A 24,541-nucleotide genomic window follows, 5' to 3' on the forward strand; every position below is an offset into this window, starting at 1 on the left:
GTCAACCTCTGACACCCCCTCGTACCGTGCGGGGCGTGACCCTGCTCCCATTGCACGTTCGCGCGCCGAAAGTCGGCCCGCCTGTTAAGCGTGCCCTGGGACGGTGGGGCCGGTGAGCAGCGCAGTCCTCTATCTCGCCATCGTCGCCGTCTGGGCGATCGTCCTCGTGCCGATGTGGCTGCGCCGCGACACCGAGACGACCGGTATCTCCCGCCTTCTCCACAAGCGTCCCGACGAGGACGAGGCGGAGGAAACGCTTCCCGAAGAGGCCCCGGAACCCCGGCCCCGCCGCCGGGTGACCCGGGCCGCCGTCATCGCCCGGCGCCGCCGCCGCACCGCGGGCCTGACCGCCCTGGTCCTCACCGCCGTCGCCGTCGCCGCGTCCGGCGTCGCGCCCTGGTGGGTCGTCCCGCCTCCGGCGGCCCTGCTGGCCGGCCACCTGGCGCTGCTCCGCGTCGCCGTCGGCATGGACGCGGCCCGCCGCCGCGCCGCCGCCAAGGCCCGCGCCGCGGCCCGCGCCCGCGCCCTGGAGGCCCGCCGCGCCGCCGAGGCCGCCGAACCGGCCGAGGTCATCGACCTCATCACCCCCGACGAGGTCTTCGACCAGTACGCCGACGACCGCCGCGCCGTCGGCGAATAACAGGTGCGCGAGCACTCCCCGATGTTTGCTAACCTTACGGAGTCCTCGGGGCTGTGGCGCAGTCCGGTAGCGCACCTCGTTCGCATCGAGGGGGTCAGGGGTTCAAATCCCCTCAGCTCCACGAGTCGGGCCACCCTGGTCGACGCTTTGCGTCTTCCCTGGTGGCCCGCTGTATTCAACCGGGGGACACCCCCGGACCCCCGATGGTCAAAGGCCGGTCCCACACTGGGAACCGGCCTTTTTGATCTCCGTATGGCAGCGAAATACAGCTACGGCCCAAGCCGAGTCGCTTGCCGAGCTTCCGCAGGGCCTTCCGCGTGGCCCCCCGTCGAGTGAGGATGGCGAACGAGACGGAGCGGCTGGCGGGTTTCCTGTACGAGATCGGGCTCTCAAGCGCTACAAGCGCACTGGCTGGCTTGTGGCGGGCGTGAAGGATCCCGAGAACATCGCCGATCACCGAGCGTCAGACGCGCGGCCTGCCGGAGGTGGTCACCGCGATGATCACAGGCGCCGTCGCGGAGTACGAAGGCAAGGTCAGTCCCGAGGCGATGTGCGCTCGCGACGCCGACGAGCTTGAGTGCCTCATCCAGGCCATCGAGTACCGGGAGCACGGCAACCAGAACACCCGACCGTGGATAGACAGGTTGCTCGCCACCACACCCGCGATCTGTGAGGCGAAGGGGTCACCGCGGCTGTTTGTTGGGGGTTTTAGTTAGGGCTTCCTTGGTTAGGGTTTCCATGCGGCGGCAGGCTCGGGCGTAGAACCTTACCTGGGTTAGGCGGCCGAAGAGCATGAAGCCCAGGCGGACTATGGGGTTCGGGATGGAGCCTCGTTGCGAGAAGACGTGAATGTGGAATTCGACCTCGCCGGTGTCGAGCCATTTACGTACCTCTTGGTCCATCTGGCCTCGTTCTAGGTGGCCCTCCAAGGTTCGGTAGTTCCAGCCCCACACTCGTGCGCGGCGGCCGTCCTGTTCGATGTATCCGTCGACGACCCTGCCGATGCGCAGGCCCAGGTAGAAGCGCAGGCCGTAGAAGCGGCCCTGCAGGAGCATGTCCTGGCCCGGTTCGGGCGGTCCCGAGCGGCAGACCTCGCGGATGATGCCCGGGTCGGCGTACGCGTAGTTCTTCACCAGGTCGCGGGCTATCTCCCAGCTTCCGCCGGGCACCGGGGGGCCGGGCGGCTCGGGCGGCAGCGGCTGCCGGTAGTCGTCGACGTGCCAGCCTTTCTCCGGGCGGCTCATGTCGTGCTGGTCCGGATCGAAGTTCAGGGGGAGCCGGTGCAGGGCGGCGCGTTGCTGCATCATCCGGTGCTGGACGCGGGTCCCGCCGCTCATTGGGCGTCCTCCCCGGAGGTCTGCTGGACGGCGTCGTATGTGGGGCCGCGCACCTGCTGGAACAGGCCGGCCGGAGGCAGGCCGCGGATGGGGTTCCGGGCAGGGTTGAAGCGCGTGCTGTCGTTGTGTGCGGATTTCAGGAGTTGCAGTTCGCCGAATCGTTCCCAGGGGCCGAACTCGGTCGCCACTACCAGGGTCAGCCGTAGTGGCTCGTCCATGGAGTGCGCGAGTGCGGCCAGGTCGGCCGGGATGGAGGGTTCGGGCGCGACGGCGCCCAGCAGGATGCGGCGGTCGCCGGCTCTGTACGGGAGCAGGGAACTGTAGAAGGACGGGCTCCAGTGGGTCGCCGGGCGCAGCAGGTGGCGGCCCAGCGGGGTGTGTCCGGTCGTGGCCAGCAGCAGTTCCGCGGGGGCATCCCCGGCCTGGTGCCAGCGCAGTGCCAGGCCCAGGAAATCCGGCAGCGGCGGTGGCAGGCCGACTGCTCGGGAGAGCCGGGCTTCGCCGTGCAGTTCCGCGTGGTCGTCCAGGAGCGGTACGCCCCAGTGCTGGGACGTTCCGTGCAGGACGAGCGTGGCGTCGAATACGAGCCCCTTGGGATGCAGGGGGCGGTCGCGCAGCCGCGCCGCGAGGGCGAAGGTGCGCGCGAATGCCGTGGTGATCGCCCGGGTCACCAGTTGCCTTCCGGGGGCGGAGACCTCCGCGCGCTCGGTCTGGACCTCCACGTCGCCGTCCATGCGGCCGCCGGACAGCTCGGCGACCCGGGTGCAGAAGTGCGCCCACATGTGGAGCTGCATCTCTTTGGCGATGCCCACTCTCTCGTAGAGGACCTCCGCCAGCCGGTCGCCGCTCCGCGCCCACGACTCGATTGTGAACACGAGGTCGTCCTCCCGGGCATCGGCCGCCCGGAACTCGATCTCCCCGGCCTCCAGATGGCCGCGGAGCGTCGCGAACCGGAACGACACAGGTGTGCGTTCCACGACGCGCACCGGGCAGTTCCAAGGCCCCGGCATGTGGACGACGTACTCGTCCCCCATTTCCAGGGGGCGGGACGTTCCCGAGGTCTTGTCGAAGACCGCGATCTCCACCGGCGACGCGGCGTTGAGGTCGTCGCCCAGGCGGTCGATCAGTTGCGCGGCGTTCAGCGGGCTGCCGGAGATCCTGACCGTGTATCGCCGCTGGTAGAGCGGGCCGACGCCGTGCCGGGCGTGCTGCAGCCGGTCCCCGCCGCGCCGCGGGAGCCGCTCGACGTCCGAGCGGACCCCCGTGCGCAGCCTGCGCCGCGGCACCCCGCGGGAGCGCCGCAGCCAGCGCCACGTCGCGAGGCCCATGCCCGCGGGCCAGCGCAGCGCGCGCAGGCGGCGCCGCGAACGTATGCGCATCACGTCCCCCGATTCCGCCCCTGGCGTTTCACCGACGCGGCGTACCCGCGATGACCAGGGCGAACCATGCCTCAGGGGCGCAGCAGGGCCTTGATCGCGCGGCGTTCGTCCATGGCCTTGTACGCCTCGGCGGCGTCCTCCAGGGGCAGGGTCAGGTCGAAGACAAACGGGCTTGAGTGTCAGGGCGCGGACGCCGGGCGGCTCACCGGCCGGTCCGACGGCGTGGGTGGGATCAGCGCCACCGGGCAGGCGGACATGCGGAGGCACGCCGTTCTGACCGGTCCGCGGGGTCTCGGCGCGTCGCCCAGAACCAGGAGGTCCGCCTTCGCCGCCAGGTGCAGCAGGGTCCGGACGGGGTTGCCGAAGGCCAGCTCCTGCCGGACGCGCACGGGGGGCTCGGCGCCCAGGACGGCCCGGATGTCGGCGGCCAGGGCGCGGCGCGCACGCTCGCGTTCCCGGTCGAGGGACGCGATCAGCCGGTCGCGGCGGCCGTGCCACGAGCGGACGGCCAGGATCTCGGCGTGCCGCCGCGCCGCCTCGCCGGCGGCCCAGTGCAGGGCGGTCAGGGACGCCGGGGAGCCGTCCACCCCGACGACGATCCGCGCCGGGGCGGGAGGGTGCACCGGCCGCGGTGCCCGTGTGCTCAAGGATGTCTCCCTCGGTGGTGAGGTGCGGCCCCTCATGCTCGCGGCGTGCGCACCGGGCTCCCCATGGCCAAGGGTCCTCAGCGGCGGGGACGAAGGTCCGTTCAGGTGAGGGCGAGCACCTGCATCGCCAGGCGGGCGGCGCGGCCCCCCTCCTGTTCGGCGACCGCGAGCGCGGCGGGGGCGTCGAGGTCGCTGAGGAGCGCCTCGGTCACGGCCGCCTCGGCTGCCGGGGAGCGGTCGGCGCGGCCGGCGGCGGTGTGCAGCCGGTCCAGGCGGGCGGCGGCCTCGTCGAGGACGCCGGGCGTGTAGTCCCATTCGTCGTGCCACGGCGCGGTGATCAGCATGAGCCGCACGGCGGCGGGCGGGTGGTCGGGGACCAGGTCGGAGACCAGGACGAGGTTGCCCGTCGACTTGGCCATCTTCACGCCGTCCCGCCGGACCATGCCGATGTGCAGCCAGGTGCGGGAGAAGGGGCGCACGCCGGTCAGCGCCTCGGCCATCGCCGACTCGTAGGCGTGGTGCGGGAAGCGCAGGTCGGTGCCGCCGGCGTGCAGGTCGAGGGACGGGCCGAAGGTCGTCATGGCCATCGCGGCGCACTCGGCGTGCCAGCCGGGACGGCCGGGACCCCACGGGCTGGGCCAGGCGGGTTCGCCCGAGCGGGACGGGCGCCACACGGCGACGTCGAACGGATGCTCCTTGCGCGGATCATCCGGTTCGTCCCCGTACTCGGCCAGGAGGGCGTGGGCCTCGTCGCGGGCCAGGCCCGTGCGCCGGCGGGCGTCGGCGCCGCGGAAGTACACGGCGCCGTCGCGGACGTAGGCGTGGCCCGCGGTGAGCAGGCCCTGGGCCAGCGCGATGACCTCGCGGACGTGGTTGTGCGCCCGGGGCTGGTGGTCGACGGCGCGTACGCCGAGGGTGTCGAGGTCGCGCTCGAAGTAGTACTGCTGGACGGCCGCGAAGCTGTCGTAGGGGCTGCCGGCGCGGTGCGCGGCCTGGTACAGCACGTCGTCGACGTCGGTGACGTTGCGGCAGACGCGCACGTCCCCGCCCGCGTGCCGCAGGACGCGGGCCGCGACGTCGGCCCAGACGAAGGTGCGGGCGTGGCCGAGGTGGGTGGCGTCGTACGGGGTGATCCCGCAGACGTACATCCGGGCGGGGCCGACGACCGGCAGCGGGCGGCCGCCGATCCGGAGGGTGCGGTCGGGTGCGTTGAGTTCCACGGGGGTTCCGGTCCTCACGATGGTCGGTAAGCCCAGAAGGCCGTCATCCTCCCAGTGTGCGAAGTGGGAGGTAAAGACCGAACCGGGACCTTGGTCCCGGCCGCAGGGGACTTTGGGACCCTGATCCGCGACCCGCCGCGTCAGAGGCTTGGGGCATGGCAGAGCTCTCCGGCGGGGTGCGGGCGCGGGTCGTCGCGGTCATCGGGGCGTCCCACGAGGGCGGGACGGTCCTCGACGGCCTGCTGCGCGGTGGTTTCGACGGCTCCGTCTACGCGGTGAACCCGCACTGCGCCGGGAACGGCGCGGGCGGCGTCCGGTGCGTGGCGACGCTCGCCGACCTGCCCGAGCCGCCCGACCTCGCGGTCATCGCCGTCCCCGCGTACGCGGTGCCCGGCGTGGCGGGGGCGTGCGGCCGGTCCGGCGTGCCCGCCGTCGCGGTGGCCGGCGCGGAGCTGTCCGATGAGCAGGAGCGCGGGCTGCTCGCCGCCTGCCGCGAGCACGGGATGCGGCTGGTCGGGCTGGACGGCCTCGGCGCCTGACGCCGCCGCGCGCCGGTCAGCCGTCCTTGCGCGCCACGGCCGTCCAGCCGGCGTCGGTGACGTACTCGCCGCCCGCCGGACGCCATTCGTGCAGGCGGACGACTCCCGGGTCGAGGACGGTCAGCCCGTCGAGGAGCGCGGCGACCTCGTCGCGGGTCCGGGCCACCAGGGGCGCGCTCGCCGACTCCGAGCGGTAGGTCTCGCCGACGCGGATGTTGCGCTGCTCCTCGGCGGCCGCGTGGGAGAGGACGACGTGGCTGCCGGGCGGCACCGCGTCGATCAGCCGCCGCATCTTGCCCGCCGGGTCCTCGGCGTCGGGCAGGAAGTGCAGGACGGCGACGAACAGCAGGCACACCGGGCGCGAGAAGTCGAGCAGCTCGCGGGCGGCGTCGAGTATCTCCCCGGGGGAGCGCATGTCGGCCTGGACGATCGAGGTCTGCGCGTCGGTGGCGAGCAGCGCCCGTGCGTGCACGACCACCATGGGGTCGTTGTCGACGTACACGACCTTCGCGTCGGGGCGGACCGTCCGCGCCACCTCATGGACGTTGCCCTGGGTGGGGAGGCCGGTGCCGACGTCCAGGAACTGGTCGACGCCCTCACCGGCGACGAAGCGGACGGCGCGCTGCAGGAACGCCCGGTTCGCGCGGGCCACCCCCTCGACCGTGGGGAGCGCCTCCAGCACCTTCTTGGCGGCGGCACGGTCGGAGGCGTAGTTGTCCTTGCCGCCGAGGAAATAGTCGTACATCCGGGCCACGCTCGGGACGGTCGCGTCCTCGGGCCGGTCGCCCGCGGATTCGCCGTCGGATCCGCCCTTCACGTGCTCGTCGTCCACGGTTGGGACCTCCCGGCGGGTTCAGTTCATGATCAATCAGTGTACGACGGACATTCCGCCCGGACCGGAGGAACGCGAGGGCGGCGTGTCTAATCCTCGGTGACCAGGGAAGATCCACGGCAGAAGCGGGCTCCGCGTCCGCTTCCACTCGGTACCATGCATGATTGCCGCAGGGCAGAGATGCGGTCGGAGGGACGGTCATGACCGGCAGCGGGGAGCGCGTCGGCGATCACCCGGGTCGGGGGGCGCCGCAGGCCGCCGAGCCGTCCGCCCCGCCGCGGCGGCTGCCCTTCAACGCGGGCACGCTGAAGGTGGCGCGGGGGATGGTCGTGCAGTGCGCGACCGCGGCCGGGCTCGACGAGGACCGCGTCCAGGACGCCGAGCTCGTGGTCAGCGAGCTGACCGCCAACTCCGTCGAGCACGGCGGCGGCAGCGGCGTGCTGTGCCTCTGGCACGACGCGACGCACCTCATCATCGAGGTCAGCGACGCGGGGCACATCGACGATCCGCTGGCCGGGCGGCGTCCCGTCCCGCCCGACACGGTCGGCGGACGGGGCCTGCTGCTCGTCCACAAACTGGCCGATCTGGTCCGCATCCACACCGGCCCCGGCGGGACCACCATCCGGGTGTACTTCACCCGTGCGATCATGTGATCATGAGCGAGGTCTCCGCGCGCGGGTACGGACCGGATCACGAGTCGCCGTTCGCCTTCGGGCTGCACCACGTGCAGCTCGCCATCCCGCCCGGCAGCGAGGACGACTGCCGGGCCTTCTACGTCGACGCGCTCGGGATGCGCGAGATCGCGAAGCCGCCGGAGCTGGCCGCGCGGGGCGGGCTGTGGGTGCGCGCCGACGACCTGGAGATCCACCTCGGCGTCGAGCAGGGCTTCCGCCCGGCGCGCAAGGCGCACCCCGGCATCCGGGTCGCCGACCTGGACGGGCTGGCCGAGCGGCTGGCCGAGCACGGCGTCGAGGTGACATGGGACGGCGCCTTCCCCGGTCATCGCCGCTTCTACGCGTCCGACAACCTCGGCAACCGGCTGGAGTTCCTGCAGCGGGACGCCTCCGCAGCGGAGGGCTGACGCTCAGGGGAAGCCGCCGGCGCGGCCGAGCAGCGCCGGCACCGGGCTGCCGAGGCGCTCGCCCAGCCACGCCGCCGTCTCGGTGAGCGGGGCCATCCGGACGCCCGTGGCGACGCCCATGCGGTCGAGCGAGTAGAGCAGGTCCTCGGTCGCGATGTTGCCGGTCGCGGCGGGCGCGAACGGGCAGCCGCCGAAGCCGCCGGTGCTCGCGTCCAGCGCGCTCACCCCGTGGTCGAGCGCGGTGAGGGCGTTGGCGTAGCCGGTGTTGCGCGTGTTGTGGAAGTGGCAGCGCAGCGGGACGCCCGGGGCGGCCTCCGCGGCGCCGGTCAGCAGCGTCCGCACCTGCGCGGGGACGCCCACGCCGATCGTGTCGGCCAGCGCGATCTCGTCGGGCTCGCTCTCGGCGACCCGCCGCACCAGGTCGAGGATGCGGCCGGCGGGCACCTCGCCCTCGAACGGGCAGCCGAACGACGCGGCGATCGTGACCGTGCGGAAGAGCCCGGCGGCGCGCGCGTCGGCGGCGATCCGCGCCCAGTTGGCCACCCCCTCCTCGACCGTGCAGCCCTGGTTGCGGCGGCTGAACTCGTCGGTGGCGACGACCACGACGTTGACCTCGTCCACGCCGGCGGCGAGCGCCCGGTCGAGCCCGCGCTGGTTGAGAACCAGCCCGGCGTAGCGGACGCCCGCGGACCGGGGGACGCGCTCCATCACGGCCTCGGCGTCCGCCATCTGCGGGACGCGCTTCGGGTTGACGAAGCTGACCGCCTCGATCCGCCGCAGCCCGGCGGCGACGCTCCGCTCGATCAGCCGCACCTTGTCGGACGCGGGCAGGACCGCGGCCTCGTTCTGCAGCCCGTCCCGGGGGCCCACCTCGATCAGTTCGACGCTCGCCATCGGCCATCCCTTGTATGCAATGCGCGAATGCTCTGCAGAATCGTTCAGGTCAGACTCTTGTGTCAAGCGACCTCAATGCATATCTTGCATGCAATCAACGGAACGAGGGGGTTCGGATGGTCCGTGCCGTGGACCGTGTGTACACGCGGCTGCGCGCCGACATCCTGGACGGCGTCCACCCGCCCGGCGCGCGGCTCGGCGAGGCCGAGCTGGCCGAGCAGACCGGCTCCAGCCGGACGCCGGTCCGCGAGGCGCTGCGCCGGCTGGAGGTCGAGGGGCTGGTCGAGGTCCTGCCGCACCGCGGCGCCCGCGTCCCGGACTGGACGCCGGAGGACCTGGAGGAGATCTACGACCTGCGGATGCTGCTGGAGGGCGCCGCCGCGCGCCGCGCCGCCACCCGCATCGAAGGCAAGGACGCCGACCGCATGGCCGAGCTGTGCGACCTCATGGAGCGGGCCACCGCCGCGGGCGACGGCCAGGACCTCGACCGGGTCGCCGAGCTGAACGCCGAGTTCCACGGCATCGTCCGCGCCGCCGCGGCCAGCGCCCGGCTGGTGTCGATGCTCAACGCCGTCGTGCAGCTCCCGCTGGTCATGCGCACCTTCCACCGGTACTCGCCGGACGACCTCGCCCGCAGCTGCGCCCACCACCGGGAGCTGGTGGCCGCGCTGCGGGCGGCCGACGGCACCTGGGCCGAGTCGGTGATGCGGGCCCATGTGCTCGCCGCGAAGGCGGTGCTGCTGCGCGCCGCCCGCGACCAAGCGCCGGCCGGCGACCGGGACGACACCGGCGGCCAGGACGGCACAGACGGCACGGACGGCCGGGACGACGCGACCGAAACGAGGATCCGCTAGATGTCAACGCACGACGGCGCCCCGCGGGACGCCCGGGGACCGCTCGCCGACCTGCGGGTGGTGGAGATGGGGCAGCTGCTCGCCGGGCCGTTCTGCGGCCAGCTGCTCGGCGACTTCGGCGCCGAGGTGATCAAGCTGGAGTCGCCGGGGACGGGCGACCCGATGCGCCAGTGGGGGCGGGAGAAGCCGCACGGCAAGTCCCTGTGGTGGCCGGTGGTCGCCCGCAACAAGAAGTCGGTCACCTGCAACCTGCGCACCGCCGAGGGGCAGGACCTGGCGCGCCGGATCATCGAGCGCGCCGACATCGTGGTGGAGAACTTCCGCCCGGGCACGCTGGAGCGCTGGGGGCTGGACTTCGAGTCCCTCCGCGAGCGGAACCCGGGGCTGATCCTCGTCCGCGTGTCCGGGTTCGGGCAGAGCGGCCCCTACGCGCCGCGCGCCGGATACGGGTCGATCGGCGAGGCGATGGGCGGCATCCGCTACGTGACCGGCGACCCGGGCAACCCGCCGTCCCGCGCCGGGATCTCGCTCGGCGACTCGCTCGCCGCCGTGTTCGCGACGATCGGCGCGCTCGCCGCCGTCCACCACCGCGGCAACACCGGCCGCGGCCAGGTCGTCGACTCCGCCATCTACGAGGCGGTGCTGGCGATGATGGAGTCGCTGCTGCCCGAGTGGGCCGTCGCCGGCTACCAGCGGGAGCGCACCGGGTCGGTGCTGCCGAACGTGTCGCCCAGCAACGTGTACCCGACCGCGTCCGGCGAGATGATCCTGATCGCCGCCAACCAGGACACCGTGTTCGCGCGGCTCGCCAAGACGATGGGCCGCCCCGAGCTGGCCGACGACCCCCGGTTCGCCGGGCACGCCGCGCGGGGCCGCAACATGGCCGAGCTGGACGAGCTGATCTCCGCCTGGTCGGCGACGCTCGAGACCGCCGATCTGCTGGAGACCCTCCACGAGGGCGGCGTCCCGGCCGGCCGCATCTACACCGCCAAGGACATGTTCGAGGACCCGCACTTCGCGGCCCGCGAGGCGATCGTGCGCCTCGCCCACCCCGACTTCGGGGAGCTCCCGATGCACAACGCGTTCCCCAAGCTCAGCGAGACGCCCGGGGCGGTGCGCCACCCCGGCCCGGCGCTCGGCGAGCACAACCGGGAGGTGTACGGCGGCCTCCTGGACCTCCGAGAAGACGAGATCGCCGCGCTGGCCGAGCGCGGAGCCATCTAGAAGCGAGCCGAAATGATCGAGCACGGCATCGGGAGGCCGGCATGGGTTATCGCCTAGGCGTCGATGTAGGGGGCACGTTCACCGACGTGCTGCTGGTGGACGAGGAGACCGGGGTCAGCCACCGCGCCAAGACCGCGTCCACCCCGGCGGACCAGTCCGAGGGCGTCCTCAACGGCATCCGCAAGGTGTGCCGGGACGCCGGGATCGAGCTGTCCGAGGTGGCGCACGTGCTGCACGGCACGACGGTGGCGACCAACGCGATCCTGCAGGGCAGGGGCGCGCGGGTCGGGCTGGTGACCACCCAGGGGTTCCGGCAGGTGCTGCAGATCGCCCGGTCGTTCGTGCCGGGCGGGCTGGCCGGCTGGATCATCTGGCCGAAGCCCGAGCCGCTCGCCCGGCTGGAGCACACGGTCGAGGTCCCCGGCCGGATCGCCGCCGACGGCTCGGTCGTCGCCCCGCTGGACGAGGACCGCGCCCGCGCCGAGCTGCGCCGCCTCGCCGGGGCCGGCATCGAGGCGCTCACGATCTCGCTGATCAACTCCTACGCCAACGACGAGCACGAGCGGCGGCTCGGCGAGCTGGCCGCCGAGGAGCTGCCGGGCGTCCCGGTGTCGCTGTCCAGCCGCGTCCTGCCGGAGATGCGGGAGTACGAGCGGACCGTCACGACCGTGGCGAACAGCTACGTGCAGCCGGAGGTCGCCCGGTACGTGAGCAACCTCGACCGGTCGCTGACCGGCAGCGGGATCGCGGCGCCGCTCGCGGTGCTGCGCAGCGACGGCGGGCTGACGCAGGCGGCGAAGGCGGCCGAGGACCCGGTGGCGCTGCTGCTGTCGGGCCCGGCGGGCGGTGTGACCGGCGCGGTGTGGTTCGCCGAGCAGGCCGGGTACCGCGACTTCCTCACGTTCGACATGGGCGGCACGTCCACGGACGTGGCGCTGGTCCTCGGCGGGCGCCCCCGGATCGGCCGGGAGACCAGCGTCGGCGACCTGACCGTCCGGGCGACCAGCGTGGACGTCCGCAGCGTCGGCGCCGGCGGCGGATCGATCGCGCACGTCCCCGAGCTGACCAAGGCGCTGCGGGTCGGGCCGCAGTCGGCGGGCGCCGACCCGGGCCCGGCCGCGTACGGCGCGGGCGGCACCGACCCCACGGTGACCGACGCGAACGTCGTCCTCGGGTACCTGCCGACGGAGCTCGCCGGCGGGGAGATCACGCTGGACGTGGAGGCCGCCCGCAAGGCGGTGGGCGGCATCGCCGAGGCGATGGGCCTGCCGAGCGTGGAGGCGGCTGCGGCGGGGATCATCGACATCGTCAACGAGAACATGCTGGGCGCGCTGCGGCTGATCAGCGTCCAGCAGGGCTTCGACCCGCGCGACTTCGCGCTGATGTCGTTCGGCGGGGCGGGGCCGCTGCACGCGAACGCGCTCGGCAGGCTGACCGGTTCGTGGCCGGTGATCGTGCCGCCGTCGCCGGGCGTCCTGTGCGCCTACGGGGACGCCACGACCTGCGCCCGCGACGAGAGCGCCCGCACGATGGTGCGCCGCTTCTCCACCCTCGACGACGCCGAGCTGCGCGCCGTGCTCGCCGAACTGGAGGACGCGGCCGCCGCGCGCCTGGAGTCGGAGGGCGTCCCGCGCGGCAGCCAGACCGCGACGTACCAGATCGACCTGCGCTACCACGGCCAGGGCTTCGAGATCCCCGTCGAGATCGACCGCGAGACCGTGGACGGCGACCTGCTCACCGAGCTCGGCGCCGCGTTCGACGCCGAGCACAAGCGGCTGTTCTCGTTCCTGCTCGACAACGAGCGCGAAGTGATCAACCTGCGGGTGACGGTCAGCGGGCCGCGCCCGGAGGTCGCCTGGCGGACGCTGCCGGAGGGGGACGGCGACCCGTCCGGGGCGCTGGTCCGCGAGACCGAGGTGTGGATGGACGGCGCGCACGTGCCCGCCCGCATCTACGACCGCGCGAAGCTGCGCGCGGGGGACGTGGTGACCGGCCCGGCCGTCGTGGTCGAGATGGACTCCACCACCCTCGTCCTGCCCGGGCACGCCGCGACCGTGCACCCGAGCGGCAGCCTGCTGATCCGTCCCACTGAGGAGGGCTGATGGCCGAGATCCTGCAGACCACCACCGAGCCGGTCGGCCGGGTCGACGTCGACCCGGTCACCCTGGACATCATCGAGAACGCGCTGCGCAACGCGCGCTACGAGATGGACGAGGTGCTGTTCCGCACCGCGCTGTCCCCGGGCATCCGCGAGCAGCACGACGAGTTCCCGCTGATCGCCGACCCGTCCGGGAAGATGGTGGTCGGCCAGTTCGGGCTCTCGGTGCCGGACTTCCTGGACAACTTCGACGGGACGATCGGCGAGGGCGACATCCTGATGACGTCCGACCCGTACGCGTGCGGCGCGGCGATCAGCCACGCCAACGACTGGCTGCTGGTCGTGCCGATCTACCACCGGGGCCGGCTCGTGGGCTGGTCGTCGATGTTCGGCCACATGTCGGACGTGGGCGGCAAGACGCCCTGCTCGATGCCCGCCGACGCCCGCACCATCTACGAGGAGGGCGTGGTCGTCCCGCCGTTCAAGCTCTACGAGGGCGGGGAGCTGAACGAGGCGGCGCTGCGCATCATCCTGAACCAGGTGCGGATGCCCGACTGGAACCGCGCCGACCTGAACGGCCTCGTCGCGGCCTGCACGACGGCGGCGCGGCGGGTGAACGAGCTGTGCGACCGGTTCGGCGTCGAGACGTACCTGTCCGCGCTGGACGCCCTGCTCGACCGCAACTACCAGGCGATGAAGGTGCTGCTCGCGACCCTGTTCGAGGACGGGCAGACGCTGGAGTTCGCCGACTACATCTGCGACGACGGCTGCGGCTACGGCCCCTACGAGCTGAAGATCTCGCTGACCCGGCACGGCGAGAAGGTCCACCTGGACTTCAGCCACGCCGCGCCGCAGGCGGTCGGGCCGGTGAACTACTTCATCAACGAGAACCTCGTCCGGATGTTCTTCGGGATCTACGTGATCACCGTCGCCGACCCGCAGATCCTGTGGAACGACGGCTTCTACCCGCTGATCGACGTGACGATCCCCGAGGACTCGTTCTGGAAGCCGCGCCACCCCGCCGCGCTGAACGCCCGCAACCACGGCATCGGCCGGGTGTTCGACCTGTTCGGCGGGCTGCTCGGGCAGACCAACCCGGAGATCCTGAACGCGGCCGGGTTCTCGTCCTCGCCGCACTTCATGTACTCCGGGCACTACACGTCCGGTCCGCGCGAGGGCGAGTGGTTCCAGCTGTACTCGATCGGGTTCGGCGGCGTGCCGGGGCGCCCGGTCGGGGACGGCCCGGACGGGCACTCGCTGTGGCCGTCGTTCGTCAACATCCCCTGCGAGTACCTGGAGTCGTACTACCCGCTGCGCATCGAGCGGTGGGAGACGATCGCCGACTCCGGCGGCGCCGGCCTGCACCGGGGCGGCAACGGCGTGGACGTCGCCTACTGCTTCGAGGAGCCGGGCACGATCGCGATCCACGACGACCGCTGGCTGACCTACCCGTGGGGCGTGAACGGCGGGCGGCCGGGGGAGCGGGGCCGCAAGTGGATCGACCGCGCGGACGGCACGCGGGAGGTGCTGCCCAGCAAGGTCCACGACGTCCCGGTCGCGCCGGGCGACGTGCTGCACTTCGTGACCTGGGGCGGCGGCGGATGGGGCGACCCGCTCGCCCGTCCCGCCGAGCTGGTCGCGACGGAGGTGCTGCGCGGCCTCGTGACCGTCGAGGGAGCCCGCGACGGGTACGGCGTCGTCTGCACCGCCGACGGCGTCCTCGACGAGGAGGCCACCGAGCGGCTGCGGGCGGAGAAGGCCGCCGAGCGGACGGAGATCCCCGTGTTCGACATGGGCCCGCCGCTGGAGGAGATCCTCGCCCGCTGCGAGGAGGAGACCGGGCTGCCCGCGCCGCGCCCGCCGGTCGACGTCCGCTCCGCCGACGCTTTGCGGCGATGACCGGCGACATCGTCGCCGGCTACCGGGAGTCGGGGTTCGGGGAGAGCCTCGGCTGCGGCCGGTCGCCCGCGGTGCTGGTGGTCGATCTCGTCCGCGCCTACCTGGAGGACGGCTCGCCGCTGCGCGCCCCGGTCGAGGACGCGCTGGCGGCGTCGGTGTCGCTGATCGGCGCGGGGCGGGCGGCCGGGCTGCCGGTGCTCTTCACGCGTGTGAGTTACCGGCCCGGCGGCGTGGACGGCGGACTGTTCCGCCGCAAGATCCCGGCGCTGCGGGTGTTCGAGGAGGGGAGCCCCCTCGGCGACTTCGCCGAGGGGGTCGCCCCCGCGCCGGGGGAGACGGTCGTGACCAAGCAGTACGCGAGCTCGTTCCACGGGACGTCGCTGGCGGCGACCCTGACCGCGTCCGGCGTCGACACCCTGTTCATCTGCGGGCTGACCACGAGCGGCTGCGTCCGGGCCACGGCGACCGACGCCCTGCAGCACGGGTTCCGCCCGCTCGTGGTGGACGAGGCGTGCGGCGACCGCGACCGGCGCCTGCACGAGGCCAACCTGCTCGACCTGCAGGCCAAGTACGCCGACGTGATCTCACTGGACCGGGCGCTGAAGCTGATCGGCTGACCGGCCGGTCGCCGGCCTGCGGCGTGCCGCCTTCGCCCGCGGGGCGGCGGCATGGGGGCGGCGCGCCGCGGGTCAGTTCTTCTGGGCGTGCCGCGCGGCGGCGGTGTGGAGGGCGAGGGACAGTTCGACGGCGCTGTCGACGACCGCGTCGAGGTCGTCGCCGAGCCGCCCGTCCGCCCACCGCTGGGCCAGCTCGGTCATCGCGCCGGTGAACATCGTCGCGGCGATGACGACCGGCAGCCGCGGGTTCTCGACGTTGCTCATCGCGAGCACGCCGTCCAGCAGGGCGGTCTGCGCGGCCCGGCGCCGCTCGGCCAGCACCTCGTTGCCGGGCGCCTCCGCGAACAGGACGCGCCCGCGCCGGGGGTCGTCGCTGATGAAGCGCAGCACGCTGCGGATGCCCGCGCGGGTGCGGGCCTCCGGGCTCGGGCCCGCCTCCTCGACCGCGGCGTCCAGCACCTCGGCGAGCGCCGTGGCCTGCCGGTCGTAGACGGCCGCGAGCAGCTCGGCGGTGTCGGCGAAGTTCTCGTAGAAGTAGCGCGTGTGCAGCTCGGCCTCGCGGCACACGGCGCGCACCGTCAGGCCCGCCTCGCCCTCCTCGCCGAAAAGCCGGTACGCGGCCCGGACGAGCATCGCGCGCCGCTCGTCCCGCCGCCGGCTCGCGGGGACCCCGGCCCACCGGGTGGACGTGGCCGTGCGCGCGTTCGCCATGCCCCGACGATACCGGCCCTCCCGCGATCCGAGTCTGGACACGGATGTACCCAGACAACTACTCTGGCTACAGTCGTCACCAGAACTGGGAGTGCAGATGCCGGGGAAGACGAACATCGTCGCGACGCGGTTCGAGCGGGCCTTCGACACCGAGATACGCTCCAGGTTCTTCAAGGGCCTGAACTTCGCCGGGCCGGAGGGCGACCCCGGCTGGTTCGGCCCCGGCAGCGCGGTCTGGTACGTGCATTCGCACCTGCCCACGCTGCTCCTCGGCCTGGTCGGCGCCGCCTACATCGAGGGCCTCGACCCGAGCATCAGCTGGATGGCCTACGACCACTCCCGCATCCCCGAGCGCGTCGACGGAATCCCCACCGGCAACATCGACCCGGAGGGCGCCGCGGTCCGGCTCGGGCACTCCCTGTCGTTCTTCATCGGCACCGCCTACGGCTCCACGCCGACCGCCGAGAAGCTGGCCCGCACCGTCCGCGCCATGCACCACACGGTGAAGGGCACCCGGCCGGACGGGCTCGCCTACGACGCCGACGACCCCGAATGGCTGCGCTGGAACTACGCCACCGTCGTCTGGGGCATCGCGACCGCGCACGAGCGCTACCACCGGCGCCCGCTGCGCGACATCGACCGCTACTACCGCGAGTTCGTCCGCGTCGGCGAGGCCCTCGGCGGCACCGACCTGCCCGCCACCAAGGCCGAGGTCGCCGAGTGCCTGGAGTCCTACCTGCCGCGCCTCGCGCTCACCCCGATCAAGGCGTTCCAGACCGGGCCGAACCTGCGCGACAGCAAGCTCAAGCCCTGGGAGCCCGGCGGCCCCTTCATGGACTGGGCCGCTCGCGACATGCTCCCGGGGTGGGCGCAGAAGCTCTGCCTCTACCGGCCGCCGAACCCGGTGCGGCTCCGCGCCCGCCGGGCGGCGCTGTGGCTCGTCCTCAACGGCCTGCACGACGCCACCGGCCCGATCAGGGAGTACCGCGAGGCCGAGGCCCGCGTCGCCGGCGGCGTCTCGGCGCCGGTCGCCTCGACCGCGCCGACCACCCCCGACCCCGCCCTCACCCGGGACGAGGTGGAGGCGATCGCCTGACCCCGGCCCCGCGCCGGGTTTCGCCGTCGCGGGCAGCGCTCCGGTGCCGGGCGGGCGCCGATGACTTTCCGCTGCGGAGGCAGTCCACAGAACAGGCGGTCCGCTCAACGGCCGTCGTTCTGATGGGAGGCCGGATGTGCGAGCGGACGCGTGCGACCACGACCGCCGGGAGCGGCGCCGGGCTGCTGGACCGGGCGATCGGCTTCGCGCTGACGGCCGTCCAGGGGGTGGCGCCGGACATGCTGGGGTGCCGCACGCCGTGCGCGTCCTGGGACCTCGCCATGCTCGTGCTGCACCTCGGCGAGTCGCTGGCCGCCCTGCATGAGGGTCTGAGCGGCGGACGCGTCGGACGGTCGCCGGGGGAGCCGCCGGACGATCCGGTGTCGGCGCTGCGGGTGCGGGCCGTCCGCGTCCTGCGGGCGTCCGCCGCGCTGCGGACGGTCGCCGTCGGGGACCGGCGGCTGCCGGGCGACCTGCTGACCGGCGCGGGCGCCCTTGAGGTCGCCGTCCACGGCTGGGACATCGCGCAAGCCACGGGGGAGCGGCGGGCCGTCCCGCCGGTGCTGGCGGGCGACCTGCTGGCGGTGGCGCCGCTCGTGCTGCCGGAGCCGCGCGGCCCGCTGTTCGCCGACCCGGTCGAACCCGCCCCGGACGCACCGCCCGGCGAACGGCTCGTCGCCCTCCTCGGCCGCCGCCCCCTGCGCTGAGACCGCTCCGCCGGAACGTGCGCCGGAGGCGGACCGTTTCGCCGAGGCGCTGCGATAGATCGCGGCGCCCCCTCGCCTCCAGGGCAACCGAATGCCATTCTGGTTCCCGGGACGCAACGAGGCATGGAGGGGTCATGGCGATCGCCATCAGCGAGGAGCACCGCGAGCTGGCCGGAACGGCGCGCTCGTTCCTGCGCGACCGGGGTGCGCGCGCCGCGAACCGCGCGCTGCTGGACGCCGAGAAGGAGACGCTCCCCGACTTCTGGACCGGGTTCGCCGGGCTCGGGCTGCTCGGCCTGCACCTCCCCGAGGAGCACGGCGGCGGCGGTGCGGGACTGCCCGAACTGGTCGTGGTCGCCGAGGAGCTGGGCCGCGCCGCCGCGCCCGGCCCCATGCTGCCCACGATGATCGCCTCGGCGGTGATCGCGGCGTCCGGGACCGGCGAGCAGCGGGCGCGCCTGCTGCCCGGCCTCGCCTCCGGCGCCGCCCCGGCCGCCCTCGGCACCGGCGGCTCGCTGACCGCGGCGGACGGCGCCGCGACCGGTGACGCGGGCGTCGTGCTCGGCGGCGGCCTGGCGGAGCTGCTCGTCCTCGCGGCCGGCGACGACATGGTCGTCGTCCGGGCCGACGCGCCCGGCGTCACCGTCGACGTCCCCGCCAACCTGGACCCGGCCCGCCGCTCGGCCCGCGTCACGCTGGACGGCGCCGCCGCCGACGTCCTCCCCGGCGCGCGGCCGCACGCGGTCGCCGTCGCCCGCACGCTCGTCTCCGCCGAGGCGGTCGGCGGCGCGCTCGAATGCGTCGAGAACGCCGTCGAGTACGCCAAGGTGCGGCAGCAGTTCGGCCGCCCCATCGCGACGTTCCAGGCGGTCAAGCACCACTGCGCGAACATGCTCGTCGCCGCCGAGCTGGCCACCGCCGCCGTGTGGGACGCCGCGCGGGCCGCGTCCGGGCCCGCCGACCAGTTCGAACTGGCCGCCGCCGTCGCCGCCGCGCTCGCGCTGCCCGCGTTCACCGCCAACACCGGCCTCAACATCCAGGTGCACGGCGGCATCGGCTTCACCTGGGAGCACGACGCCCACCTGCTGATGCGCCGGGCCGCCACACTGGCGGCCGTGTTCGACCCGCACTCCGCCGAACGCGACGTGACCCGCCTGAGAGCCGCCGGCGTCGTCCGCGAAACGTCCCTCGACCTGCCGCCCGAGGCCGAGGCGCGGCGCCCCGAGATCCGCGCGCTGGCCCGCGAGATCGCCGCGCTGCCCGCCGCCGAGCAGCGGCGGAAGCTCATCGACACCGGCTACCTCCAGCCGCACTGGCCGCGCCCCTGGGGCGTCGAGGCGAGCGCCGGGCTGCAGCTCGTCATCGAGGACGAGTTCCGCGCCGCCGGCGTGAAACGCGCCCAGCTCGGCATCACCGGCTGGGTGATCCTCACCCTGATCCAGCACGGCACCCAGGACCAGATCGACCGCTGGGTGCGGCCCGCGCTCACCGGCGAAGAGATCTGGTGCCAGCTGTTCAGCGAGCCCGAGGCAGGCTCCGACGCCGCCGCCGTGAAGACCCGCGCCGTCAAAGTCGACGGCGGCTGGCTCGTCAACGGCCAGAAAGTCTGGACGAGCGGCGCCCAGCACTGCCGCTGGGGGTTCGCCACCGTCCGCACCGACCCCGACGCCGCCAAGCACGCCGGTGTCACCATGGTCGTCATCGACATGGAGCACCCCGGCGTGGAAGTCCGCCCGCTCCGCCAGATCACCGGGGGCTCCGACTTCAACGAGGTGTTCTTCTCCGACGTCTTCGTCCCCGACGCCGACGTCGTCGGCGAGCCCAACAAAGGCTGGACCGTCGCCCGCGCCACCCTCGGCAACGAGCGCGTCAGCATCGGCGGCGGCGTCGGCGGCCCGCCCGGACCCGACTTCATCTCCCTCTACCGCGAGCACGGCGACCGCGTCCCCGCCGCCGCCGAACGCGTCGGCGCCCACCTCGCCGAAGAGCAGGCCCTCCGCCTCCTCAACCTCCGCTCCGCCGAACGCGCCGTCGCCGGCGGCGAACCCGGCCCCGAAGGCAACATCACCAAGCTCGTCCTCGCCGAACACGGCCACGCCACCGCCGACCTCCTCGCCGAATTCGCCGGCCCCGCCACCGCCTTCAACGAGGGCCTCGGCCAGTTCGCCGGCCTGATGCGCCTCGGCTCCCGCGGCATGTCCATCGCCGGAGGCACCTCCGAGATCACCCGCAACCAGATCGCCGAACGCATCCTGAAACTCCCCCGCGACCCGCTGTGCTAGCCCAGGGGGGTGTTTGCCCAGGGGGGCGACCCCCTGGAACCCCCGTTAGCGACGCAGGCGATCCTCGCTCCTTTGTTGCGGTCGCTGTGCCTGTTGCGGTTTGTGCGGGGTCGCTGCGGTCACCTGCGTCGCCGGGCATGCCCGCTCCGGGCGCTAGAGCGCCCTCCGCGTGCCTGCCCGCGGCCGCCGCTTCGGTCTGCGTGCCGGCTCGGGTCTGGTCCAAGAGGGTTTGAAGTGTGCTCGTCCAAGAGACGGCTGTGTTGGTTCAGGGGGCGCCCCCCTGGAATTGCCGTTGGCGACGTAGGCGATCCTTGCGACTTTGTTGTGGTGGGTTGTGGGTGTGTAGGCGCGCTCGCGGGGGGCGTTGTGCCTTGTGCCGGGCATGCCCGCTTGGAGCATTTTCTGCGGGCATGTCCGGGTGGGTTGGGTTAGGGGCGGCGGCGGTTTTGGGGGAGCAGGGACGGGTTTCCCGTGCGGTGGTCGATGCCGGGCATGTCCGTGCCCGGGGGGACGACCTCGTCGATCGCGTCCAGGACGGCGGCGTCGAGGCGGAGGTCGGCGGCTGCCAGCAGGTCGTCCAGCTGGGCCATCGTCTTGGGGCCGATGATCGTCGAGGTGATGGCCGGGTGCTCGCCGACGAAGGCGAGCGCCATGTGCGTCAGCGGCAGCCCGGCCTCCTCGGCGATCTTCGAGAGCCGCTCGACGGCGTCGTACCGGGCCGGGGCGCTCGGGTCCACGTCGACGGTCCGCTGCCGCCACGCGGGGTTGTCCGAGGGCGCGAACCGCGAGCCGGCCGGCGGCTGCTCGTCGCGCCGGTACTTGCCGGTCAGCCAGCCGCCGGCGAGCGGGCTCCACGGGATCACGCCCATGCCGTGGCGCTGCGCGGCGGGCAGCATCTCACGCTCGATCGACCGCGCGAAGATCGAGTACTGCGGCTGCTCGCAGACGAAGCGGACGCCGCCGCGGCGCTCGGCCGCCCACTGCGCCTCCACGATCTGGTCGGCGGGGAAGGACGACGAACCCACGTAGAGGACCTTGCCCTGGCGGACGAGGTCGGTGAGGGCGTCGAGGGTCTCCTCCAGGTCGGTGTCCCAGTCGGGGCGGTGCATCTGGTACAGGTCGATGTGGTCGGTGTCCAGGCGCCGGAGGCTGTCCTCCACGGCGCGGACGATGTAGCGGCGCGACCCGCCGCGCCTGTTGCGCTCCTCGCCCAGCTGGAAGAAGAACTTGGTCGCGAGGACGACCTCGTCCCGGCGGCCCTTGATGGCCTTGCCGACGACCTCCTCGCTCTCCCCCGCGGAGTACATGTCGGCGGTGTCGATGAAGTTGATCCCGGCGTCCAGGGCCCGGTGGACCATGCGGACGCATTCGTCATGATCGGGGTTGCCGACGAAGCCGAACATCATGGCGCCGAGGGTCTGGGTGCTGACCTCGACACCGGTGCGGCCGAGCTTGCGGTACTGCATGTATGCGCTCCCTAGCTCAGGTGAACGCGCAGAACGCTAGGAGCTGGAGCGCGCTCCAGGTCAAGCCCGTCACGGGTCGTCGGTGATCTCCACCGCCCTGATCGTCAGGTCGGTGCCGCCGCTGACCGTCACGTCCGCGCTGCCGCACGGGCACACGGCGAGCGGTTCGCGCGCCGGGAAGGAGGTCCCGCAGCTGCCGCAGTCGGCCACGCCCTCGGGCTCGGTGATGTCGAGCCGGGCCCCGGCCACGCACGTCCCCTCTCCGGCGGAGGCGAAGCAGATTCGTACCGCGTCCGGCATGACTCCGGAAAGCTTCCCTATTTCGAGGTGGACGACCGCGACCTGAGAGTCGGGCATTTGACTGCAAATTGCCGCTATGAGGCTTTCTGTGACGGCCAGTTCGTGCACGCGTCCTCCGTCCGCTCGCCGGCGCGTTTCCGTAGCTCAGGCGCCTGTCCGGTGCCCCCGATGCTCCTCCGTAAACCTTCCGTTTACCAAATCCGGGAACGCTGGTCCGCCGATTTCCGGACAGGGTTTCGGTCCCATCCCGCCGGGCAGTCCGAATTCGTAATGATCATTGGGGGAGAGATGACCGCTGCGCCGGAACTCGGCATCGACCTGCTCGGGATCGAGGCGGGAACGGTCGCGGCGCCGCCCGCGCTGAACCTGCGGACCCGGCTGCGGCGGCTGGACGGCGGGCCCGTCCAGTGCGTGCTGCTCACCGCCGCCGTGACGATCGCGGCGGCGCGCCGCGACTACGACGACCCCGAACGCGAGCGGCTCACCGGCGTGTTCGGCACGCCCGACACCTGGGACAGGACGCTGCAGGCCCTGCCGTGGGCGCGCGTCGGCGCGACGGTGCCGACCTTCCGCGGCAGGACGGAGGCGACGCTGTCGCTGCCGTGCGGGCACGACATGCACACCGAGGCCGACCGGTACCTGCACGCCCTCGACGGCGGCGACGTCCCGCTCGACCTCGCCTTCGACGGCACGGTGTTCTACCCGGGCGAGGACGGGGCGTCCCGCACGCGGCAGATCCCGTGGCACGCCGAGACGACGGGGGTCCTCCCCGTCCAGGCGTGGCGGGACCTCGTGGAGGCGTGCCACGGCGCCTCCCGCTGGCTCCGCCTGGACGACGCGTGCTTCGGCCGGCTGGCCGCCTACCGGGCGCGCCGCGCCCACTCCTCGTTCGACGACACCGTCGACGAGCTGCTGCGGAAGGCCGAGCTGGAGCGCGAAGAGGAAGAACGGACCGTGTAGCGCGGTCGAAGAACTCACTAAGGAGGAATTGGCATGAGGAAGGGAATCCGCACGGGCAGGGGTGCCGCCCGGTCGGCGATCACGCTGTTCGCACTGTTCGCGCTCGTCGCGCTCGCCATGGCGGTGCCGGGGATGCGCCGGCGGCGCATGTCCTGACCGGAGACCGTGCACCCGGGCCATGGCGACCATCGAGCGGCACCTCGTCGGCTACCTGAAGGACACGCACGCCCTGCAGCAGCACGTCGAGGCGACGCTGAGCGAGCTGCTCACCACGGTGGCGGCCGAGCCGGACGTCTGCCGGCGGCTCGGCCGCTACTCCGAGCGGACGCGGCGGCACACGCGGGAGATCGAGGCGCGGCTGCGGGCGCACGGCTCGGCCCCGTCCATCGTCCGCGACGCGGGGCAGATGTTCGCCGCCGTGCTGGAGGCCGGCCTGGGGCGCAGCCGCCGCGACCCGGTCGGCCGCCACATGCGCGACGCCTACGTCGCCGCCCACCTGCAGATCGCGGCGGCCGAGATGCTGCGCCGCGTCGCCGACCGCGCCGGGGACCCGGAGACGGCCCGGGTCGCGACGGCCATGTGCGACGACGCGCACGCGCTGGCGGAGGAGCTGTCGAACCGCTGGGACCTGGCCGTGGAACTGTCGCTCCGGCAGCACGGCGTCCGGGACTGAGGCAGGAGACTCTCATGACCATCCGCGAGGAGCAGGTCCTCGAACGCATCGCGCGGGCCCGCGGCCGCAGGGCGCGGCTCCGGGAGGACGCCGTCACCCTGGCGCACGGGTCCGGCGGCAAGGCCACCCGCACGCTGGTCGAGGCGGTCTTCCAGGAGGCGTTCGGCAACCCGCTCCTGGACCGCCTCGACGACTCGGCCCGCTTCGCCGTCAACGGCGCCGACCTGGCCTTCACCACCGACTCCTACGTGGTGTCCCCGCTGTTCTTCCCCGGCGGCGACATCGGCGACCTGGCGGTCAACGGCACCGTCAACGACCTGGCCGTCTCGGGCGCGACCCCGCTGCACCTGTCCGCGGGCTTCATCCTCGAAGAGGGCTTCCCGATCTCCTCGCTGCGGCGCATCACCGAGTCGATGCGCGCCGCGGCGGAGGCGGCCGGCGTGGACATCGCCACGGGCGACACCAAGGTCGTGCAGCGCGGGAAGGCCGACGGCTGCTACATCAACACGTCCGGCGTGGGCGTCGTCGGCGCCCCGCCCGCGGGCGAGCTCCGTCCCGGCGACGCCGTCCTGGTGACGGGCCCGATCGGCGAGCACGGCGTCACGATCATGCTGGCGCGCGGCGAGCTCGACCTCGAAGCGGACCTCGCCTCGGACACCGCGCCGCTGAACTGCCTGCTCGCCGACCTCGCCTCCCGCTGCCCGGGCGCCGTCCGCCGGATGCGCGACGCCACCCGGGGCGGTGTCGCGACCGTCCTCAACGAGCTGGCGGCCGATGCGGGCCTGGCCGTCGTGGTGGACGAGGCGGCGGTCCCGGTGCGGCCCGCGGTCAGGGGCGCCTGCGAGCTCCTCGGCATCGACCCGCTGTACGTCGCGTGCGAGGGCCGGGCCGTGGTGGTGGTCTCGCCCGAAGCCACCGACGCGGCGCTCGCCGCGCTGCGGGCCCATCCCCTGGGCGCGGACGCCGAGGTGATCGGCCGCGTGCACGACGACCCGCCCGCCACCGTCCTGCTGAAGACCGCGTTCGGCGGCACCCGCATCGTGGACCTCCTGGTGGGCGACCCCCTCCCGCGGATCTGCTGACGG

General features: G+C 73.3%; 26 protein-coding genes, 1 tRNA gene and 1 pseudogene. 18 read left to right on the forward strand and 10 right to left on the reverse strand.

Annotated elements, in window-relative coordinates:
• The first annotated feature begins 112 nt into the window (after positions 1 to 112).
• The 3 genes from sepX (at position 113) to ABTW95_RS09445 (ending at position 1,356) form a co-directional block, all read left to right on the forward strand.
• Positions 113 to 640 carry a divisome protein SepX/GlpR gene (gene sepX / locus ABTW95_RS09435; RefSeq protein ID WP_396451866.1) on the forward strand — a complete coding sequence of 176 codons (528 nt, stop codon included), beginning with the start codon at positions 113 to 115 and terminating at the stop codon, positions 638 to 640.
• Between the two features lie 47 nt (positions 641 to 687).
• Positions 688 to 761: transfer RNA gene (locus tag ABTW95_RS09440), tRNA-Ala, on the forward strand.
• A 376-nt stretch (positions 762 to 1,137) separates the two neighbouring features.
• Entirely contained in the window at positions 1,138 to 1,356 is a 219-nt protein-coding gene (locus ABTW95_RS09445) for an HD domain-containing protein (protein WP_500225895.1), read from the forward strand.
• Here ABTW95_RS09445 and ABTW95_RS09450 read toward each other — a convergent pair.
• From ABTW95_RS09450 to ABTW95_RS09470, 5 genes and pseudogenes are all read right to left on the reverse strand, one after another.
• Positions 1,324 to 1,977, reverse strand: a complete 654-nt coding sequence (locus ABTW95_RS09450; RefSeq protein ID WP_500225897.1) for a DUF1990 family protein — start codon at positions 1,975 to 1,977, stop codon at positions 1,324 to 1,326. The genes ABTW95_RS09445 and ABTW95_RS09450 overlap by 33 nt on opposite strands.
• On the reverse strand, positions 1,974 to 3,356 hold the full coding sequence (locus ABTW95_RS09455) for a DUF1990 family protein (protein WP_500225898.1): 1,383 nt from the start codon (positions 3,354 to 3,356) through the stop codon (positions 1,974 to 1,976). Before ABTW95_RS09455 ends, ABTW95_RS09450 begins: the two co-directional genes overlap by 4 nt.
• A 71-nt stretch (positions 3,357 to 3,427) precedes the next feature.
• A pseudogene (locus tag ABTW95_RS09460) lies at positions 3,428 to 3,520 on the reverse strand (zinc-binding dehydrogenase); the annotation flags it as partial.
• 15 nt (positions 3,521 to 3,535) lie between these two features.
• Positions 3,536 to 4,003, reverse strand: a complete 468-nt coding sequence (locus ABTW95_RS09465; RefSeq protein ID WP_396449469.1) for a universal stress protein — start codon at positions 4,001 to 4,003, stop codon at positions 3,536 to 3,538.
• Positions 4,004 to 4,104: 101 nt separating this feature from the next.
• Positions 4,105 to 5,223, reverse strand: coding sequence for a cysteine--tRNA ligase (locus ABTW95_RS09470; RefSeq protein ID WP_500225900.1), 1,119 nt, complete (start codon positions 5,221 to 5,223; stop codon positions 4,105 to 4,107).
• A gap of 155 nt (positions 5,224 to 5,378) precedes the next feature.
• On the opposite strand from ABTW95_RS09470, the gene ABTW95_RS09475 reads away from it, so the two are divergent.
• On the forward strand, positions 5,379 to 5,762 hold the full coding sequence (locus ABTW95_RS09475) for a CoA-binding protein (RefSeq protein WP_396449471.1): 384 nt from the start codon (positions 5,379 to 5,381) through the stop codon (positions 5,760 to 5,762).
• 16 nt (positions 5,763 to 5,778) lie between these two features.
• On the opposite strand, the gene ABTW95_RS09480 is transcribed toward ABTW95_RS09475, so the two are convergent.
• A complete protein-coding gene (locus tag ABTW95_RS09480; RefSeq protein ID WP_500225902.1) occupies positions 5,779 to 6,594 on the reverse strand; it encodes an SAM-dependent methyltransferase in 816 nt (271 codons plus the stop codon).
• A 200-nt stretch (positions 6,595 to 6,794) separates the two neighbouring features.
• Between ABTW95_RS09480 and ABTW95_RS09485 the strand changes: the two genes are divergently transcribed.
• Both ABTW95_RS09485 and ABTW95_RS09490 read left to right on the forward strand, forming a co-directional pair.
• Positions 6,795 to 7,247, forward strand: coding sequence for an ATP-binding protein (locus ABTW95_RS09485; protein WP_500225904.1), 453 nt, complete (start codon positions 6,795 to 6,797; stop codon positions 7,245 to 7,247).
• Between the two features lie 2 nt (positions 7,248 to 7,249).
• Positions 7,250 to 7,675 carry a VOC family protein gene (locus tag ABTW95_RS09490; protein ID WP_500225905.1) on the forward strand — a complete coding sequence of 142 codons (426 nt, stop codon included), beginning with the start codon at positions 7,250 to 7,252 and terminating at the stop codon, positions 7,673 to 7,675.
• Between the two features lie 3 nt (positions 7,676 to 7,678).
• Here the strand turns inward: ABTW95_RS09490 and ABTW95_RS09495 are convergent, their stop codons facing one another.
• Positions 7,679 to 8,569, reverse strand: coding sequence for a hydroxymethylglutaryl-CoA lyase (locus tag ABTW95_RS09495; protein ID WP_500225907.1), 891 nt, complete (start codon positions 8,567 to 8,569; stop codon positions 7,679 to 7,681).
• A gap of 128 nt (positions 8,570 to 8,697) precedes the next feature.
• Here ABTW95_RS09495 and ABTW95_RS09500 point away from each other — a divergent pair, with 128 nt between their 5' ends.
• Genes ABTW95_RS09500 through ABTW95_RS09520 form a run of 5 tightly spaced genes read left to right on the forward strand, consistent with a single transcriptional unit; the run spans position 8,698 to position 15,261 of the window.
• Positions 8,698 to 9,423, forward strand: a complete 726-nt coding sequence (locus tag ABTW95_RS09500; protein ID WP_500225909.1) for a GntR family transcriptional regulator — start codon at positions 8,698 to 8,700, stop codon at positions 9,421 to 9,423.
• The gene (locus ABTW95_RS09505; protein ID WP_396449477.1) at positions 9,424 to 10,647 is read left to right on the forward strand and encodes a CaiB/BaiF CoA transferase family protein; all 1,224 of its coding nucleotides are present in this window, start codon (positions 9,424 to 9,426) and stop codon (positions 10,645 to 10,647) included.
• A 41-nt stretch (positions 10,648 to 10,688) separates the two neighbouring features.
• Positions 10,689 to 12,749 (forward strand): hydantoinase/oxoprolinase family protein, encoded by a 2,061-nt coding sequence (locus ABTW95_RS09510; protein WP_396449478.1) that lies wholly within the window; start codon positions 10,689 to 10,691, stop codon positions 12,747 to 12,749.
• Complete coding sequence (locus ABTW95_RS09515) at positions 12,749 to 14,644, forward strand: hydantoinase B/oxoprolinase family protein (protein ID WP_396449479.1); 1,896 nt, start codon at positions 12,749 to 12,751, stop codon at positions 14,642 to 14,644. The genes ABTW95_RS09510 and ABTW95_RS09515 overlap by 1 nt, the downstream gene beginning before the upstream one ends.
• Positions 14,641 to 15,261: an isochorismatase family protein gene (locus ABTW95_RS09520; protein WP_500225912.1), complete on the forward strand. Its 621-nt coding sequence runs from the start codon at positions 14,641 to 14,643 to the stop codon at positions 15,259 to 15,261. The genes ABTW95_RS09515 and ABTW95_RS09520 overlap by 4 nt, the downstream gene beginning before the upstream one ends.
• 72 nt (positions 15,262 to 15,333) lie before the next feature.
• Here the strand turns inward: ABTW95_RS09520 and ABTW95_RS09525 are convergent, their stop codons facing one another.
• Positions 15,334 to 15,972, reverse strand: a complete 639-nt coding sequence (locus ABTW95_RS09525; RefSeq protein WP_396449481.1) for a TetR/AcrR family transcriptional regulator — start codon at positions 15,970 to 15,972, stop codon at positions 15,334 to 15,336.
• Positions 15,973 to 16,069: 97 nt separating this feature from the next.
• On the opposite strand from ABTW95_RS09525, the gene ABTW95_RS09530 reads away from it, so the two are divergent.
• The 3 genes from ABTW95_RS09530 (at position 16,070) to ABTW95_RS09540 (ending at position 20,057) form a co-directional block, all read left to right on the forward strand.
• Positions 16,070 to 17,068: an oxygenase MpaB family protein gene (locus tag ABTW95_RS09530; protein WP_500225914.1), complete on the forward strand. Its 999-nt coding sequence runs from the start codon at positions 16,070 to 16,072 to the stop codon at positions 17,066 to 17,068.
• A 134-nt stretch (positions 17,069 to 17,202) separates the two neighbouring features.
• Positions 17,203 to 17,775 (forward strand): TIGR03086 family metal-binding protein, encoded by a 573-nt coding sequence (locus ABTW95_RS09535; RefSeq protein ID WP_500225916.1) that lies wholly within the window; start codon positions 17,203 to 17,205, stop codon positions 17,773 to 17,775.
• A 134-nt stretch (positions 17,776 to 17,909) separates the two neighbouring features.
• On the forward strand, positions 17,910 to 20,057 hold the full coding sequence (locus tag ABTW95_RS09540; RefSeq protein ID WP_500225917.1) for an acyl-CoA dehydrogenase family protein: 2,148 nt from the start codon (positions 17,910 to 17,912) through the stop codon (positions 20,055 to 20,057).
• Between the two features lie 428 nt (positions 20,058 to 20,485).
• Here ABTW95_RS09540 and ABTW95_RS09545 read toward each other — a convergent pair whose 3' ends face one another.
• Positions 20,486 to 21,523, reverse strand: coding sequence for an aldo/keto reductase (locus tag ABTW95_RS09545; RefSeq protein WP_396449706.1), 1,038 nt, complete (start codon positions 21,521 to 21,523; stop codon positions 20,486 to 20,488).
• Positions 21,524 to 21,592: 69 nt separating this feature from the next.
• On the reverse strand, positions 21,593 to 21,931 hold the full coding sequence (locus tag ABTW95_RS09550; protein WP_396449707.1) for a hydrogenase maturation nickel metallochaperone HypA/HybF: 339 nt from the start codon (positions 21,929 to 21,931) through the stop codon (positions 21,593 to 21,595).
• 180 nt (positions 21,932 to 22,111) lie between these two features.
• Here ABTW95_RS09550 and ABTW95_RS09555 point away from each other — a divergent pair, with 180 nt between their 5' ends.
• The 4 genes from ABTW95_RS09555 to hypE are packed head-to-tail and all read left to right on the forward strand — an operon-like array spanning position 22,112 to position 24,538.
• On the forward strand, positions 22,112 to 22,783 hold the full coding sequence (locus tag ABTW95_RS09555; RefSeq protein WP_396449708.1) for a DUF6084 family protein: 672 nt from the start codon (positions 22,112 to 22,114) through the stop codon (positions 22,781 to 22,783).
• A 33-nt stretch (positions 22,784 to 22,816) separates the two neighbouring features.
• Entirely contained in the window at positions 22,817 to 22,939 is a 123-nt protein-coding gene (locus tag ABTW95_RS09560; RefSeq protein WP_396454645.1) for a hypothetical protein, read from the forward strand.
• 22 nt (positions 22,940 to 22,961) lie between these two features.
• Positions 22,962 to 23,456, forward strand: coding sequence for a DUF892 family protein (locus ABTW95_RS09565; protein WP_396449710.1), 495 nt, complete (start codon positions 22,962 to 22,964; stop codon positions 23,454 to 23,456).
• Positions 23,457 to 23,470: 14 nt separating this feature from the next.
• Positions 23,471 to 24,538, forward strand: coding sequence for a hydrogenase expression/formation protein HypE (gene hypE / locus ABTW95_RS09570; RefSeq protein WP_396449711.1), 1,068 nt, complete (start codon positions 23,471 to 23,473; stop codon positions 24,536 to 24,538).
• Positions 24,539 to 24,541 lie beyond the last annotated feature (3 nt).

Origin of the sequence: Spirillospora sp. NPDC127506 (assembly GCF_040302145.1) — a bacterium.
Classification (GTDB): Bacteria; Actinomycetota; Actinomycetes; order Streptosporangiales; family Streptosporangiaceae; genus Spirillospora.

Coding starts and splice junctions, on each gene's coding strand:
- ABTW95_RS09515 (WP_396449479.1), top strand. CDS start 12,749: ATGGCCGAGATCCTGCAGACCACCACCGAGCCGGTCGGCCGGGTCGAC.
- ABTW95_RS09505 (WP_396449477.1), top strand. CDS start 9,424: ATGTCAACGCACGACGGCGCCCCGCGGGACGCCCGGGGACCGCTCGCC.
- ABTW95_RS09510 (WP_396449478.1), top strand. CDS start 10,689: ATGGGTTATCGCCTAGGCGTCGATGTAGGGGGCACGTTCACCGACGTG.
- ABTW95_RS09475 (WP_396449471.1), top strand. CDS start 5,379: ATGGCAGAGCTCTCCGGCGGGGTGCGGGCGCGGGTCGTCGCGGTCATC.
- ABTW95_RS09490 (WP_500225905.1), top strand. CDS start 7,250: ATGAGCGAGGTCTCCGCGCGCGGGTACGGACCGGATCACGAGTCGCCG.
- ABTW95_RS09545 (WP_396449706.1), bottom strand. CDS start 21,523: ATGCAGTACCGCAAGCTCGGCCGCACCGGTGTCGAGGTCAGCACCCAG.
- hypE (WP_396449711.1), top strand. CDS start 23,471: ATGACCATCCGCGAGGAGCAGGTCCTCGAACGCATCGCGCGGGCCCGC.
- ABTW95_RS09485 (WP_500225904.1), top strand. CDS start 6,795: ATGACCGGCAGCGGGGAGCGCGTCGGCGATCACCCGGGTCGGGGGGCG.
- ABTW95_RS09525 (WP_396449481.1), bottom strand. CDS start 15,972: ATGGCGAACGCGCGCACGGCCACGTCCACCCGGTGGGCCGGGGTCCCC.
- ABTW95_RS09530 (WP_500225914.1), top strand. CDS start 16,070: ATGCCGGGGAAGACGAACATCGTCGCGACGCGGTTCGAGCGGGCCTTC.
- ABTW95_RS09450 (WP_500225897.1), bottom strand. CDS start 1,977: ATGAGCGGCGGGACCCGCGTCCAGCACCGGATGATGCAGCAACGCGCC.
- ABTW95_RS09455 (WP_500225898.1), bottom strand. CDS start 3,356: ATGCGCATACGTTCGCGGCGCCGCCTGCGCGCGCTGCGCTGGCCCGCG.
- ABTW95_RS09495 (WP_500225907.1), bottom strand. CDS start 8,569: ATGGCGAGCGTCGAACTGATCGAGGTGGGCCCCCGGGACGGGCTGCAG.
- ABTW95_RS09445 (WP_500225895.1), top strand. CDS start 1,138: ATGATCACAGGCGCCGTCGCGGAGTACGAAGGCAAGGTCAGTCCCGAG.
- ABTW95_RS09535 (WP_500225916.1), top strand. CDS start 17,203: ATGTGCGAGCGGACGCGTGCGACCACGACCGCCGGGAGCGGCGCCGGG.
- ABTW95_RS09560 (WP_396454645.1), top strand. CDS start 22,817: ATGAGGAAGGGAATCCGCACGGGCAGGGGTGCCGCCCGGTCGGCGATC.
- ABTW95_RS09520 (WP_500225912.1), top strand. CDS start 14,641: ATGACCGGCGACATCGTCGCCGGCTACCGGGAGTCGGGGTTCGGGGAG.
- ABTW95_RS09565 (WP_396449710.1), top strand. CDS start 22,962: ATGGCGACCATCGAGCGGCACCTCGTCGGCTACCTGAAGGACACGCAC.
- ABTW95_RS09540 (WP_500225917.1), top strand. CDS start 17,910: ATGGCGATCGCCATCAGCGAGGAGCACCGCGAGCTGGCCGGAACGGCG.
- ABTW95_RS09555 (WP_396449708.1), top strand. CDS start 22,112: ATGACCGCTGCGCCGGAACTCGGCATCGACCTGCTCGGGATCGAGGCG.